Below are 14,583 nucleotides of genomic sequence, written 5' to 3' on the forward strand. Positions count from 1 at the left end.
CCGTCATCGGAGCCAGATGATGGCGGCGATGAGGACCAGGCTTGATCGGTAGAGGGATGCATGCCCGTTTGGCGTAGCGGGTGGCCAGGTCACGCCACTGCTTGAATCGGTTGAAGAAGCGTTCCACGACGTTGCGTATGCGGTGGACCTGCTTGACGAAGGCCGGCGGCCTGCCGCCGGGGCTGCCCTTGGCGTTGCGGCGGGCGACCTGGTCGGATCGCTCCGGGATGACGTGGCGGATCCCGCGCGGTCGCGGGGCTCGACGGGTGGAGTCGTGGGCGTAGCCCTTGTCCGCGATCAGCACCTCGGGACGTTTGCGGGGCCGCCCCGGTCCGGGCTCGTTGACCCGGATCGAGTCCAGCAGCGCCAAAGCTGCGGGTTTTCGCCGCCTGACCCGGGGTGAGCTGGATCGACAGCGGCCGGCCGCCTCCGTCGACCGCGAGGTGAATCTTCGTGCTCAACCCGCCGCGGGACCGGCCGATGGCCTCGCCATCTTGCGCGTGAGGGTGTCGCCGGACCTGTCGTGGAGCCCTTTTTTCGCAAGCGCCAGCGGCATGCTGGTGCGCCCGCACGATCGTCCCGTTGATGACCTGGCGGTGATCCCGCCACCGTCCCGCGCACCACCCGGCTCCGGCAGCAGCGGCGCGATCACCGCCCACGCCTCATCGGTCAACTCACCACCGGCACATCGTGAAACGACCAACAAGATCGACACGACACGCCCAAGGAAGTGTCCGGCCGATCATGTGACGAGCGGGCGCCAGACTTGGCGGGGTGCGAACCCTTCACGTCGCATCCAGTGCTCGGTATAGACGATCCGCTCCGGCGCGACGACCACAAGGGTGTCTTGGGGCGGCTCGGACAGCGACCGCCCCCGCTCGGCATGCTCGTTCTCCCATCGGAACGCCTCCCAGTAGTGCGCTCGGTCCGGATGCGCCGGGTCGAGCACCCGGGCAGTACCGAACAACTGAGCCCCACGGCTGCTGGCCAGCCCGACCAGCGGCGCGAAGATCCCGACGGACACGCGTCGATCGGCAGCGATGTTGCGCATCTTCGGCGAACGTGGCGCGGCCGTGAACAGCACCGTGAAGCCGAGCGGGTAGTACCGCACCGGGGTGGCCAGCGGGCCGTCCGGCCCCGTGGTCGCGAGCACGCACATGTTCTGCGACGACAGCAGGTTGAGGATGCGCTCTTCGAGCCGTTCACGATCGAGTCGCCCAGCCGGTGTGGGCCCGGCCAGCCACGGATTCGTCAACGGCATGCGGCGTCCCCGATCATGACGAGCACCCTACTCACACTGTCGTGCGGAGCAGTTCGGCCCCGCCCAACCACACCCACGACTTGACCTAAAGCTCGGGTGAGGTCCTAGCCTCCGGTATCGGAGGTACGCATGAGCATGGAAGTTACCGCGTGGACGTCACTGCGCCACGCGATGAACGCACGGGACGAGCGTCCGCTGTCCCGCGCCACCCTGAAGCGGATCGCGCGGTTCGCACGGCCGCACCGCGCACTGATCATCAGATTTCTCGTGTTGAGCGTCGTGACGGCCGTTCTCACGGTCGCGTCGCCGATTCTCGCCGGTCGGGTGGTCGACGCGATCGTGGACGGCGCCGACGGCGGTGTCGTGGTCCGGTTGGCCGTACTGATCGCGGTGATCGCCCTCGCCGAGGCCGGCCTCGGTCTGGTGACGCGATTCCTCTCCGCCAGCATCGGTGAGGGGCTGATCGTCCAACTGCGAACGGCTGTCTTCGACCACGTCCAACAGATGCCGGTGGCGTTCTTCACGCGGACCCGCACAGGTGCGCTGGTCAGCCGGCTGAACAACGACGTGATCGGCGCGCAGCGGGCCTTCAGCGACACCCTGTCGAGTGTGGTCGGTAACGCCGTCACGCTGGTGCTGACGTTGGCCGTGATGCTCAGCTTCTCGTGGCAGATCACGCTGCTGGCGCTCGTCCTGTTGCCGATCTTCGTCCTACCGGCCCGGCGCATCGGTTCGCGGCTGGCCCGGTTGCAGCGTGAGGCGGCCGAGCACAACGCGGCCATGAGCACACGCATGACGGAACGGTTCTCCGCACCGGGCGCCACCCTGGTGAAGTTGTACGGGCGGCCGGCCGAGGAGTCCGCCGAGTTCGCCGCGCGGGCACGGCGGGTACGGGACATCGGGGTCCGCACCGCCATGCTCCAGTGGGTCTTCATCACCGCCCTCACCGTGGTCGGCTCGCTGGCGCTGGCCCTGGTCTACGGGCTGGGTGGCCTGTACGCCCTGCGGGGCAGCCTCGACGCCGGAACAGTGGTCGCCCTCGCGCTGCTCCTGTCACGCCTCTACGCGCCGTTGACATCGCTGGCCAGCGCCCGGGTCGAGGTGATGAGCGCACTGGTGAGCTTCGAGCGGGTCTTCGAGGTCCTCGACCTCACACCGCTGATCCTCGACAAACCCGACGCACGGCCCCTTCCCGACGGGCCGGTCGCGGTCGAGTTCAACGGGGTGCGCTTCGGCTATCCGTCGGCGGACCGGGTGTCCCTCGCGTCCCTCGAGGACGTGGTCAAGCTCGATACGCGTGGCGGCGAGGAGGTGCTGCACGAGGTGTCGTTCCGCGCCGAGGCGGGGCAGATGGTCGCGCTCGTGGGTTCCTCCGGAGCGGGTAAGTCGACGATCGCACAGCTGGTGCCGCGCCTGTACGACGTCGACGACGGCGCCGTGAGACTCGGCGACGTCGACGTACGCGACCTGTCCGCCGAGTCGATCCGGACGGCGTTGGGTGTGGTGACCCAGGACGGGCACCTCTTCCACGAGAGCATTCGCGCCAACCTGGCGTTCGCCCGGCCGGGCGCCACCGAGGACGAGATGTGGGACGTGCTGCGGCGGGCCCGACTCGCCGACCTGATCCGCTCGCTTCCCGACGGGCTCGACACCGTCGTCGGAGAGCGGGGATACCGCCTGTCCGGTGGGGAACGGCAACGGCTCACCATCGCGCGACTGCTGCTGGCTCGGCCGCGCGTGGTCATCCTCGACGAGGCCACCGCGCACCTCGACTCCACCTCGGAGGCGGCGGTGCAGGACGCCCTGGCCGAGGCACTCACCGGTCGTACGAGCGTGGTCATCGCGCACCGGCTCTCCACCATCCGGGCAGCCGACCAGATCCTCGTCGTGGAGGACGGACGGATCGTCGAACGCGGACGACACGGCGACCTGCTCGCGGCCGGTGGCCGCTACCACGAGCTGTACCGCACGCAGTTCGCCCAGGACCAACCGACGGCCCAGGAGCAGCCGACGGTCCAGGAGCAGCCGACGGCCCAGGAGCAGCCGACGGTCCAGGAACAACGCGTGCCGATCTAGACCACCGTGCCGGGGCACCTGCTCCACGACGGCGCCGCCCGCCTCGGGTCGATCCCCGGGGCGGGCGGCGAGAGCCGACGGTCAGTCGTCGTCGTCCTTGTCGTCGGCGTCGTCGTCGGCGTCGACCGGCTCCTGCTCGGCCTTGACCACCGAGCCGTTCGCACGGTCGACGTCCACCTCGTGCTCGGTGTCGCCGGCGACGATCTCCACGCTCCAGACCGGGCGGCCGTGCTCCTGCTCGGCTTCGACCTCGACGATCTGGCCACCGCCAGCCTTGGTGAGCGCGATCTCTCCGGCTCGCTTCTCGTCGACGGCAGCGCCGGCCGGCGCGCCGCCCGGGGACGGGGTGTCGCCGGTCGACGGGGCACCGCTCGTCGGCGTACCCGATGGTGCGCCGGTCGACGACGGATCGCTGGTCGCCGGCGCGGCGGTAGTGCTGTCGGCCGTCGGCGCGACGGTCGCGGCGGCGAGCGTCGTGTCGGTGCGCGAGTCCTTCGCGGCGGTGACGCCGAACGCGGCCCCGGCCACCGCCAGCACCGCCGCCCCGCCGACCGACGCCAGGAGCAAATTGGTCCGCTTCATCGTGGTGTCCACCTTTCCTCGGTTGTCGACTACGAGGATCGGCTGAACCGGGATAGCAGCGCGCTGTGCGAACGCTAAGGCCGGGTTAAGCCTGCGGTCAGAGCGCCATGCGCATGAAGACGTCGGCGCGGGCGTACGGCGGCAGCGGGATCTGTTCGGCATCGACGTGCTGGAAGCCGGCCGTCTCGTAGAGGTGCACGGCGTTCGGGAGCTTGGTACTGCTGCCGAGGAACAGGGTGGTCGCGCCGAGCTGGCGGGCCCGCTCGATCGCCGCCTCGATGAGCTGGCGGCCGAGGCCCCTTCCGCGCGCCGCCGGGGCAACCGCCATCTTCGACAACTCGAAGACGTCCTCCGAGCTGCGCACCAGGGCGACACAGCCGATGACCTCCCCGCCGTCGCGGAGGACGAGCACGTCGCCGCCCGGTTCGACGATGGCAGCGAACGGGTCGCCGAGCGTCTTGCGGTCCGACTCCTCGATGGTGAAGGTGTGCGAGATCCACTGTTCGTTCAGCGTCCGGAAGGCCTCGGCCTCCTCGGCGATGGTCATCGACGTGACGGTCAGCGTGCTCGGGTTCATGACCCGATTCTCCGGTCGCCGCTATTCGAACGTCCAATATCTTGTTCGGACTGATTCGTATCCTCGACGTATGGATCCCGAGCTGCGCCACCTGCGGTACTTCGTCGCGGTCGCCGAGGAGCTGCACTTCGGCCGGGCCGCGGTACGGCTACGGATGGCCCAGCCGCCGCTGTCGCAGCAGATCCGCCAACTCGAGGCGATGATCGGTACGCCGCTGTTCGTCCGCACCTCCCGGTCGGTGGCGCTGACGCCGGCCGGCGAGGCGTACCTCGTCCGATGCCGGCGGGTGCTGGCCTCGGTAGCCGACGACGTGCACGAGGCGAGCCGCATCGGGCGCGGGGAACAGGGACGCTTCGACATCGGCTTCGTCAGTTCGGCGATCCAGCTCGGACTGGCCGGGCCGATCCGTCGTTTCCGTGAGCGTCATCCGGCCGTCCACCTACGCCTGCACGAGGCGTACACGGCGCTCATCGTCGACCGGCTGTTGAACGGCGAGGTCGATCTCGGCGTGGTTCGGGACGCGGACGACCACGAGGACCTGGTCGGCGTCACGTACGCCACCGAGTCCTTCGTCGCCGTCCTGCCGGCCGACCACCCGCACGCGGGAGACCGCGCGATCGACGCCGCGGTGCTGCGGGACGACGCGTTCGTCTTCATCCCACGGGTGGCCGGCGAGCGGGCCTACCAGCGCAATCTTCGGCCGTGCCTGGACTCCGGCTACACGCCGCGCATCGTCCAGGAAGCCGGTAGTTGGACCACGGTCGTGCACCTGGTCGCGGCCGGCCTCGGAGTGACCATCGCACCGGCGAGCATCACCGCCGTGGCACCTCCTCCGGTGGCGGTGCTGCCGTTGACCGGCACCGAGGCCGCCACCGAGGTGCGCATCCTGCGCCGCCGGGATGACGACCGGGTCACCTCGACGGGCTTCGGGACCGCAGACAGTTCTTTCGACCTGCGCACGGCTAGCCGCGCCGGTTGAGTTCCGCCTCGAGCCGCTGGACGAGGGTCTTGCGGTCCTTGCCGGCGTGCTCGTTGCGCAGCGCCGTCCTGAGCTGTCGCGTGTCGAGCCCACGGACGAGCTTGCTGGCTTCGGCGACCGACATCTCCGACATCCGGCCGGCCGTGGTGGCGTCGCGCCGCGCCTTCTTCGCCGGGCCGGTGTTGGAGACGTACTGCCGGCCGGTCCGGGACGCCTCCCGCTTCTTGGTGTCGGTCGCGCGCTTCTGGCTCTCGGACATCTCGTCCCAGGCCTTCTTGGGCAGGTAGCGGCTCGTCGTGCCGTCCTTGCGGGCCCGGGCGTCGCCCTCCTTCGTCTGCCACTTCTCGTTGCCCCAACGCTGCAACGCCTTCTGTCGATCGTCCTTTTCGCCCAGAAATCCGCCGCCGCGCCGCTTGTACTCCTGTGTCACCAGTTGTGACTTACGCGCCGACCACTGCCCCGGTTTGCCGCCCTTGTCGGAGGCCTTGATTTCTTCCTTGATCTGCTCTCTGAGCTCGGGTTTCGTATACCGCGCCATAGGTGGCAGCTACCCGGCAGCGCAGCGGCTATGCCTGACGCTGTGGTGGCGGCCCGAGTCGCAGCAGCACCTGCGCCCCACCACGCGGACCGGACCGCAGCTCCAACCGCCCGCCGCCGGCCTGGGCGGCACGGCGGGCGATGTCCAGGCCGAGTCCGGTCGAGCCGACCGCGCTGGCACCTCGCCGGACAGCGCCAGCGGGCATCCCCGGGCCCTCGTCCGCGACGGCGAGCAGCACCTCCCCGTCGTCCCGCGCGAGCCGCACGGTGAACGGCGTGCCGTCGGGAGTGTGCGCGAAGACGTTGCCGAGCAGGGCGTCCACGGCGGCCGTCAGATCGTCGGCGGCCACCCCGACGGTCAGTGGGCCGGGGGCCAGGTCGAGGTGGACGGCCCGGCCGGTGTCCTCGGCGAGCACCGACCAGAACGCGACCCGGTCGGCGACGATCGCCGCGGCGTCGGACGCGACGGTTCCCGGCGCCGGCGCGCGACGCCAGCGGGCCTGCTGGATCAGCCCGGTGACCGCGCGTTCGAGCCCGTCGGCGGCAGCCGCGATCCGGGCCGCGTCGTCCGGGTCGCGCAGTGACTCCGCCTCCAGCCGCAGCGCCGTCAGCGGTGTCCGCAGCCGGTGGGACAGGTCGGCTACCTGTTCCCGCTCCTGGAGCAGGAGGACCTGTATCCGGGCGGCCAGGTGGTTGAGCGCGCCGGCGACCTCGCGCAGCTCGGGCGGACCGGCGGGTACGACCCGGGCGTCCAACTCGGCGTTCGCCAGGCGGTGCGACACGGCCGACAGGTCGCTGATCGGCCGGACCAGCGTGCGCGCCAGCCGGTCGGCGACCGCCAACCCGATCAGCACCAACACCACGCCGAGCAGTGCCAGCACCAGCCAGGCCCGGGTCACGCCGGCGGTCAGCTCCTGCCGGGGCACCACGATCCGGATGACGCCGGTGCCGTCCGGTCGGCCCTGCACGGCGATGACCACCTCCCGGCCGGCCGCGGACTCCCCGGTGAGGCTCTGCCCCCGCGCGGCCAGGGCCACCGCGGGAGTACGGGGTGCCTGCGCGCCGAGCACGGTGCCGTCGGGGAGGAAGACGCTCACCGGTCGGCCGGACTCCGCGGCGAGCTGCTCGACGGTGAGCCGGATGGTCGGCGCGTCGGCGGTGCCGACCACCGGCACGAGGCTCTGCGCGTCGGCGGTGGCCCGTACGGTGGCCCGGTCCTGGGCGACGGTGCGTACGAGCAGGGCCAGCGGCGCCAGGAACGCGACGAGCGTGAGCACGCTGACCGCGGCGACCAGCAGCGCCAGGCGGGCCCTCACGGCTGGGCCGCGGGCGCGTCGAGGCGTACGCCGACGCCGCGCACGGTGTGCAGGTAGCGGGGCTGCTGTGCGGTCTCCCCCAGCTTGCGGCGCAGCCAGGACAGGTGCACGTCGACGGTCTTGTCGGCCCCGCCGTACGGGATCTGCCAGACCTCGGTGAGCAGCTCGCGTTTGGTCACCACCTGGCCGGGCCGTCCGGCCAGGTGGTGCAGCAGGTCGAATTCGCGCGGCGTCAGCTCCACCAGCGTGCCGTCCAGGGTGACCTGTCGGGACCGGGGATCGACGCGCAGACCACCCACGACGAGGGACACCTCCTGCGCGTCGGGGCCGGCGGGACCTCGCCGCAGCACCGCGCGGGCACGGGCGTCGAGCTGCGCGGCGGTGAACGGCTTGACCACGTAGTCGTCGGCGCCCGCGTCGAGGACCCGGACGATCTCGGTCTCGTCGTCGCGTGCGGTGGCCACGATGACCGGCACCGAGCTGACCGCGCGCAGCATCCGCAGCAGCTCGCGTCCGTCCAGGTCGGGCAGGCCCAGGTCGAGCACCACCAGGTCGGGTCGGTCGTCCAGCGCGTCACGCAGGCCGGCCATCGCGGTCGAGGCCGCGGCGACCGCGTGGCCGCGCTCCCGCAGGGCACGGATCAGCGGGGTACGGATCGTCAGGTCGTCCTCGATGAGCAGCAGGCGGGCCACAGCAGGCAGGCTAGCCGCTGTCGCTTCCGGCGCGGCGCACGTTAACCATGCCTTAGCCTCCGGATGTGCCTGGGACAACCATGGGTCGGGGATAGTCGGTGGCATGAGCCGTCGTTCGATCCTCGTCGCCGCCGGGTGGGTGGCCACCGTCGCCGCGGCGACCCTGATCGGGTTGGGCGCGATCCGGCTGGTGGGCGAGAGCATCACCGGCACGCCGGGCGGGGTGCGCAGCGAGGCGGACATCGAGCGGGCGCTCGCCTCGCCCGAGCCGGGGCCGAATGGCACCGTGGGTGCCGCGCCGGGTGGGCCTTCCACGGCGACCCCGGCTCCGAGCGCCAGCGCCGGGGTCCGCCGCAGTTTCGCCACCGACGGCGGCACGGCCGTGGCCGAGTGCGGCGCCGACGGGGTACGCCTGGTGTCGTGGGCGCCCGCGCAGGGTTACCGGGTGCACGAGGTGGACCGGGGCCCGGACGACGACGTCGAGGTCACGTTCGAGGGTTCGGCCGGACGGCACGAGTTGAAGGTCCGCTGCATCGGCACCGAACCGGTGGCCGTCGCCGAGGACTAACCCGCTCGTGGTGCTGCGGCAAGATCGCTAGTCTGCTGCGGTGATCCGTACCCTCGTCGTTGCCTCTCTCCTGCTGGCAGGCTGCTCGCCTGCTGCGACGCCCGCGCCCGCCACCAGCCCCACCGCACCCTCGGACGGGTACGCCACCTCTGCGTGTGCCCGCCTGATCGGCGCCATGGCCAGGAAGGAGCCCTCCCCTCCCGATGACATGGGCACTGCCACGCGAGCGGTGTCGGCGACCGACCCTGGCATCAAGGAAGCCGGTAAGCAGCTCGCAGCGGCCGCCAAGGAAGCCGGCGACCTCTGGGTGCAGAACGATCCCTCCGTCGACAAGGGGCCTGCCTACCGCCGCCTGGCCGACGCCCAGCAAGGGCTCCTCGCGGCGTGCACCAACGTCTTCGGTGAGCCCCCGTGGGCGTTCGTCAAGCAGCAGCCGACGCCGACGCCCAGCCGCTGACGGACGTGGCCGGCACGAAGGCTCGTGCCGGCCACGTCGTGGTGGTGGTTCAGCTCGTGTACGCCTCCACCTCCCAGAGGGAATGGCCGTAGCCGGTCCCCCGGGCCGTGCCGTAGATGCGCAGGTAGCGGCCGTTCGCGCCGAGGCCGCTGTGCTCGTCCACGCCACCGTCGGCGCCGGTCACCGTCTTCACGGTGGTCCAGGTGGTGCCGTCGTTGGAGGTCTGGATCTGGTACGCGCTGCTGTACGCCGCCTCCCAGGCGAGCTTGACCCGCCCGATCGCGGTCGGGCTGCCCAGGTCGACGCGGATCCACTGCGGGTCGGAGAACGTGCTCGACCAGCGGGTGGTGAGGTTGCCGTCGACGGCTTGCGCGCCGGAGACGTCGGCACCCTCGGTGCTGGACGTCGTCGTCGGCTTGTTCAGCAGCAGGTTGCCGCCGGTCGGGGTGCCGGTACCTCCGTACACCTCGAACTCGTAGAGCGAGTAGCCCCAGGCCGTGCCGCGGGCGGTGCCGAGGAGCCGGACGTACCGGCCGGAGCCGGTGAGCCCGGTCAGGTCGTCCACCCCGCCGTCGCCGCCGGTCACCGTCCGGATCGTGGTGAAGGTGACGCCGTCCGTCGAGGTCTGGATCTGGTACGCGCTGCCGTACGCCGCCTCCCAGGTCAGCTTGACCCGACTGAGGGCGTACGTGGCGCCCAGGTCCACGTCAATCCACTGTGGATCGCCGAAGCTGCTGCCCCAGCGGGTGCCGGCCACCCCGTCGAACGCGTTGGCGGCGACGAACGCGCCCTCGTAGCTGGATGCCCGCGCCGGCTTGCCCTTGGCCAGGTTGGTGCCCGTCCCGGGATCCGGGTCCGGGTCCGGGCCGGGCCCGCCGGGGCTGGTGGAGAGGGTGAACTCGTCGATGTCGAACCACGGCCCGGTGCCCTTGAAGACCAGGTACAACGTCCGGGTGCCGGTCGGGGCGGTGACCCCGCCGGTGACCGTGGCGAAGGTGGCGTACCCGCCGGTGGAGGTGACGGTCGCCGAGCCGACCAACTGTCCGGTGGGTGAGTCGACGCGCAGTTCCAGCGTCCCGCCGCCGCCGGCCGGCGCGCCGACGCGGGCGCTGAACGACTGGATGCCGGTCAGGTTGTAGGGCCGGAACGAGATCCAGTCGTTGTTGTCGATGTAGCCGACCGCTGCCCCGCCGTGCCCGGCCGCCCCGGCGACGATCTGGACGCCTGACGAGTCACCGAAGTGCTCGGCCTGGCGGACCCGCGGTTGCAGCACCGCCTGGGTGTGCGTGGTCAGCGCCGGCTGGCCGCCCCCGCCCAGGTCGGTGTACTCGGCGTCGATGATGCCGAAGATGTTGGCCGCCGTGTCGTGCTCGCCGTCGGCCGAGGTCTGGATGACCCCGGTGCAGCCCTGCGCGCTGCCGAGCTGGTGGCCGTGGGAGTCGTGGCCGAGCACGTAGTTCACCTTGACCCGGGCACAGTTGACCGTGCCGTCCTGGGCGTCGGTGACCGTGACCGAGAACGGGATCGCGTCCCCGAAGGTGAAGGTCTGCCCATTCAACGGGGTGTTCACGGTGACCACCGGGGCGCTGTTGCCGACCGTGACGACCACGCTCGCGGTGGCGGTCTTGCCGGTGGTGTCCCGCACGGTCAGCGTCGGGCTGCGGGTGCCGTTGGTGGTGTACGTGAAGCTCGGGTTCGCGGCGGTCGAGTCGGTGGTGCCGTTGTTGTCGAAGTCCCACGCGTAGGTGAACGGGTCACCGTCCGGGTCGAGGGTGCCGGCCGAGGAGAAGGTCACGGTCAGCGGCGCGGTTCCGCTGGTGGGGGTGGCGGTGACCTTCGGGACGGGCGCCCTGCCCCCACGGGCGTACTCGATGCGGTAGAGCGCGGAGTTGGCGTCGCCGTTGAACCAGCCGGTGCCGTAGTCGAGCACGTAGAGCGCGCCGTCGGGGCCGAACTCCATGTCCATGACCTGGGTGCCGGTCCACGGGAACGGGTTGATCTTCAACGGCTGGCCGGTGGAGTCGAGCTTGACGTTCTTGATCCAGCGGCGGCCGAACTCGCCCGCGAAGAAGGTGCCGTCGTAGTACTGCGGGAACGCCACGGGCGAGGTGTTGTTCGGGTCGTACCGGTAGACCGGGCCGGCCATCGGCGACAGGCCGCCACCGGTGAACTCGGGCGGCGAGCCGGAGCCGCCGTACGGCAGCCAGGCCGGGATCGCCGGCGGGAGCTGGGTGATGCCGGTGTTGTTCGGCGAGTTGTTGACGGGTCCGCCGGCGCAGTTGAACTTCGCCCCGGACGGCCCGGACGGGAACGTGTAGTCGTTGTACGCGTCGTTGCGGGCCGTGCAGTACGGCCAGCCGTAGAAGCCCGGCCGGTCGACGCGCGCGAACTCGACGTTGCCCGCCGGCCCACGGTTCGGGTCGGCGGTGCCCGCGTCGGGGCCGTAGTCACCGAGGTAGACGACGCCGGTGGCCTTGTCTACGCTCATCCGGAACGGGTTGCGGAACCCCATCGCATAGATCTCCGGACGCATGCGCGCCGTGCCGGGGGCGAACATGTTGCCCGCCGGGATCGTGTAGCCGCCGGCCGCGCTCGGCTTGATGCGCAGCACCTTGCCGCGCAGGTCGTTGCTGTTGCCCGCGGTGCGCTGCGCGTCGAAGGCCGGGTTGCGTCCGGCCCGCTCGTCGATCGGCGTGAAGCCGGCCGAGTCGAACGGGTTGGTGTCGTCACCGGTGGACAGGTAGAGGTTGCCGGCCGCGTCGAAGTCCATGTCGCCGCCGACGTGGCAGCACATGCCCCGGCTGGTCGGCACGTTGAGGATCAGCGTCTCGCTGGCCAGGTTGATGGTGCTGTCGGCGTTCACGGTGAAGCGGGACAACCTGTTGACCCCGTCCCAGACGGCGAACTGGGCCGGGGTGCCCTCGGCCGGCGCGCCACCGCCCGGTGTGCTCAACGGAGGCGCGTAGTACGCGTACACCCAGCGGTTGGTGGCGAAGTTGGGGTCGACCTTGATGCCCTGGAGCCCCTCCTCGTCGCCGGTGTAGACGGCCAGGGTGCCGGCGATCTTGGTGTTGCCGGCGGCGTCGGTGTGCCGGATGACGCCGTCGCGGGAGGTGTGCAGCACACCCCTGTCGGGCAGGACGGTGAGGCTCATCGGCTCGCCGGTCTCGGCGGCACCCTTTGCCAGCGCCACCTGCTGGAAGTTCGTGGTGACCGTCGGGCCGCAGTCGGCGGTGACCGCCCCGGCGGCGGTCTGGATGCCACCGAGCAGGTGCTGACGGAAGGCGGTGTCGGTGTACGAGGCGTCGGTGTGGCCGAGGCCGGTGTACCAGGCCCGGCCGCCGGAGTAGTTCTGGCACCAGGAGATCGGGTGGTCGTACCCCATACTGCCGCCGGTGTACGTGCTCTCGTCGAGGGTGGCCAGCACGTGCACGGTGCCCCGGGGGTTGGTGCGGTAGTTGTACAGCTCGTCGAAGCGGCTCCACCGCTGCGGCAGGCCCTTGGTGGACGGGTGCACCTGGTCGGCGACCGTGACGGTGGCGGTCTGCTCGGCCGGGTGCGAGGCGAAGTACGCGCCGACGAGTCCGCCGTACCAGGGCCAGTCGTACTCGGTGTCGGAGGCGGAGTGCACGCCCACGTACCCGCCGCCGGCGGTGATGTAGCGCTCGAACGCCGTCTGCTGGGCGGCGTTGAGCACGTCGCCGGTGGTGGACAGCCAGATCACCGCCGCGAACCGGGCGAGGTTGGCGTCGGTGAACTGGCCGGCGTCCTCGGTGGCCTCGACGGTGAAGCCGTTGGCCGCGCCGAGCTGCTGGATCGCCGTGATGCCCGGGGTGATGGACCCGTGCCGGAATCCGGCGGTCTTGCTGAAGACCAGGACGGTGAACGGGGCGGCGCTGGCCGCGGGTGGTGTGGCGACGACGCCGCCCAGCACGAGGATCGCGCTCAACACAGCGCCGAGCCACGCTCTCAGGGATCTGCGCACGGGTAGGTCCTTTCGGGGGACGACGTGCGCCGATCACGCCGGTGGTGGTGTGCATGCATCGTTACGGGTCGATTACCACCTCGTCAAGGACTTCAGCACTATCCGAGAGAGCGTTATCTCGGCAGGTCAGGTCGACTGCGGCAGGTGAGATCAGATTACGGTTTCCGCGTGGGTCCGCGTGGCGTGTCGGCTCAGGGCGGGCAGCGCCGGAACGAGCGCCACGAGCATGCACAGACCGCCGAGCGGCAGCAGATCGAGCGTGACGGCCGGCAGGACGATCCCGACGAGCAGCAGGGCGACGCTCCACCACGGCAGTCGCCGGTGAGCCGCGAGCATGCCCGCGAGGACGAGCAGACCGAGGAAGAACAGCTGCGGTACGACGTCGTAGAACACCACCTCGACGCCGGGCACGTCCTTGAAGTCCGCGCCGAGCGCCGACATCTCCGCCCGGTCGGCGGCCAGCAGACCCTCGACGATGTCCGCGCCGAACTGCACCATCGTTGCGGCCAGGCCGATCAGCGTGACGGCCACGACCGACGTACGCCACCGGCCGGGGCGCAGCAGGCCGGCCAGCGCCAGCACCACCGGCACGAACAACACCATGCCCGCGAGGCCGACCAGGTGCGCGGCCTGCCAGTCGAACCCGGGGCCGTACGTCCCGTCGGACCTGCCCCACAGGCGTACGAGCCCGTAACCCACGATGCAGGCCGGCCCGGCGATCACGAAGAATGCGGCGCGTCTCATGCCCAACATCATCTGGCCGCCCACAGCGGTATGACCTCCGGGCGCAGCCCCGGTACGGCCCCGGTTTCCGCCTCAGGTCTTCCACCGAGCAACCCTGATCCCCGTGGTCTCCTATAGTCGCGCGGTGAGCACGGATCAGGTACGGCAGGCGTACGGCGCGGTCGCGGATCGGTACATCGAACTGTTCGGCACCCGTGAGCAGGTGCACCCCGACGACGTCGCCTTCGTCGGGCGGCACCTGACGGGTCGCCCCGGGCCGGTGCTCGACCTGGGTTGCGGCCCCGGCCACCTCACCGACCATCTGCGGTCGCTGGGCGTCGACGCCACGGGCATCGACGTGGTGCCCGAGTTCATCGCCCACGCGCGGGCGACGCACCCGGGCGGCGACTACCGCCTCGGGTCGTTGGACGACCTCGACGTGGCCGACCACTCCGTCGCCGGCATCCTGGCCTGGTACTCGCTGATCCACCTGCCCCCGGAGCGCCTCGACGGTGTACTGACGACATTCCGACGTGCCCTGACCCCGTCCGGAGCGTTGGTGCTGGGTCTCTTCTCCGGCGACGAGATCGACGCCTTCGACCACAAGGTCACGACCGCCTACCGCTGGCCCGTCGACGAGATCTCGGAGCGGCTGACGAGGGCCGGCTTCACCGAGGTCGAGCGCCTGGAGCGCCCCGACGGCGGCCCGCACCGGCCGCACTACGCCATCGCCGCCACTGCGACGGGGTGAGTCGAGCCGCCCGCGCGCAGCGGACACCACGAGGATCGCTCAGCCGACGCTAAGACCGCTCTCACGGCCCGTTCCTAAC

13 protein-coding genes and 1 pseudogene are annotated in these 14,583 nt (G+C 70.9%); 5 read left to right on the forward strand and 9 right to left on the reverse strand.

Annotation, left to right across the window (positions count from 1 at the left end; translation table 11 throughout):
* Positions 1-3: 3 nt before the first annotated feature.
* Together ABZV06_RS17315 and ABZV06_RS17320 are read right to left on the reverse strand one after the other, a co-directional pair.
* Positions 4-703 (reverse strand): annotated as a pseudogene (locus tag ABZV06_RS17315) (IS5 family transposase).
* 39 nt (positions 704-742) lie between these two features.
* A complete protein-coding gene (locus tag ABZV06_RS17320; protein ID WP_355622492.1) occupies positions 743-1,261 on the reverse strand; it encodes a pyridoxamine 5'-phosphate oxidase family protein in 519 nt (172 codons plus the stop codon).
* A 171-nt stretch (positions 1,262-1,432) separates the two neighbouring features.
* On the opposite strand from ABZV06_RS17320, the gene ABZV06_RS17325 reads away from it, so the two are divergent.
* On the forward strand, positions 1,433-3,337 hold the full coding sequence (locus ABZV06_RS17325) for an ABC transporter ATP-binding protein (protein ID WP_355240298.1): 1,905 nt from the start codon (positions 1,433-1,435) through the stop codon (positions 3,335-3,337).
* An 81-nt stretch (positions 3,338-3,418) separates the two neighbouring features.
* Here the strand turns inward: ABZV06_RS17325 and ABZV06_RS17330 are convergent, their stop codons facing one another.
* Positions 3,419-3,919: a PepSY domain-containing protein gene (locus tag ABZV06_RS17330; protein WP_355240103.1), complete on the reverse strand. Its 501-nt coding sequence runs from the start codon at positions 3,917-3,919 to the stop codon at positions 3,419-3,421.
* A gap of 97 nt (positions 3,920-4,016) precedes the next feature.
* On the reverse strand, positions 4,017-4,496 hold the full coding sequence (locus tag ABZV06_RS17335; protein WP_355622495.1) for a GNAT family N-acetyltransferase: 480 nt from the start codon (positions 4,494-4,496) through the stop codon (positions 4,017-4,019).
* Between the two features lie 70 nt (positions 4,497-4,566).
* Here ABZV06_RS17335 and ABZV06_RS17340 point away from each other — a divergent pair, with 70 nt between their 5' ends.
* Positions 4,567-5,475, forward strand: coding sequence for a LysR substrate-binding domain-containing protein (locus ABZV06_RS17340; RefSeq protein ID WP_355240109.1), 909 nt, complete (start codon positions 4,567-4,569; stop codon positions 5,473-5,475).
* Here the strand turns inward: ABZV06_RS17340 and ABZV06_RS17345 are convergent.
* The 3 genes from ABZV06_RS17345 to ABZV06_RS17355 are packed head-to-tail and all read right to left on the reverse strand — an operon-like array spanning position 5,459 to position 8,020.
* Entirely contained in the window at positions 5,459-6,013 is a 555-nt protein-coding gene (locus ABZV06_RS17345) for a DUF5872 domain-containing protein (RefSeq protein ID WP_355240112.1), read from the reverse strand. The genes ABZV06_RS17340 and ABZV06_RS17345 overlap by 17 nt on opposite strands.
* Positions 6,014-6,041: 28 nt before the next feature.
* A complete protein-coding gene (locus ABZV06_RS17350; RefSeq protein ID WP_355622498.1) occupies positions 6,042-7,328 on the reverse strand; it encodes a HAMP domain-containing sensor histidine kinase in 1,287 nt (428 codons plus the stop codon).
* The gene (locus ABZV06_RS17355; protein WP_355240117.1) at positions 7,325-8,020 is read right to left on the reverse strand and encodes a response regulator transcription factor; all 696 of its coding nucleotides are present in this window, start codon (positions 8,018-8,020) and stop codon (positions 7,325-7,327) included. Before ABZV06_RS17355 ends, ABZV06_RS17350 begins: the two co-directional genes overlap by 4 nt.
* 103 nt (positions 8,021-8,123) lie before the next feature.
* Between ABZV06_RS17355 and ABZV06_RS17360 the strand changes: the two genes are divergently transcribed.
* Both ABZV06_RS17360 and ABZV06_RS17365 read left to right on the forward strand, forming a co-directional pair.
* Positions 8,124-8,588, forward strand: coding sequence for a septum formation initiator (locus ABZV06_RS17360; protein ID WP_355622500.1), 465 nt, complete (start codon positions 8,124-8,126; stop codon positions 8,586-8,588).
* Between the two features lie 40 nt (positions 8,589-8,628).
* Positions 8,629-9,045 carry a hypothetical protein gene (locus ABZV06_RS17365; RefSeq protein ID WP_355240123.1) on the forward strand — a complete coding sequence of 139 codons (417 nt, stop codon included), beginning with the start codon at positions 8,629-8,631 and terminating at the stop codon, positions 9,043-9,045.
* Between the two features lie 49 nt (positions 9,046-9,094).
* Here ABZV06_RS17365 and ABZV06_RS17370 read toward each other — a convergent pair whose 3' ends face one another.
* Positions 9,095-13,030: a ThuA domain-containing protein gene (locus ABZV06_RS17370; protein ID WP_355622503.1), complete on the reverse strand. Its 3,936-nt coding sequence runs from the start codon at positions 13,028-13,030 to the stop codon at positions 9,095-9,097.
* Between the two features lie 150 nt (positions 13,031-13,180).
* Positions 13,181-13,774 (reverse strand): hypothetical protein, encoded by a 594-nt coding sequence (locus ABZV06_RS17375; RefSeq protein WP_355622506.1) that lies wholly within the window; start codon positions 13,772-13,774, stop codon positions 13,181-13,183.
* A 124-nt stretch (positions 13,775-13,898) separates the two neighbouring features.
* Here ABZV06_RS17375 and ABZV06_RS17380 point away from each other — a divergent pair, with 124 nt between their 5' ends.
* On the forward strand, positions 13,899-14,504 hold the full coding sequence (locus tag ABZV06_RS17380; RefSeq protein ID WP_355240131.1) for a class I SAM-dependent methyltransferase: 606 nt from the start codon (positions 13,899-13,901) through the stop codon (positions 14,502-14,504).
* Positions 14,505-14,583: the final 79 nt, after the last annotated feature.

Source organism: Micromonospora sp. NPDC005172, from assembly GCF_040608555.1.
Lineage (GTDB): Bacteria > Actinomycetota > Actinomycetes > Mycobacteriales > Micromonosporaceae > Micromonospora.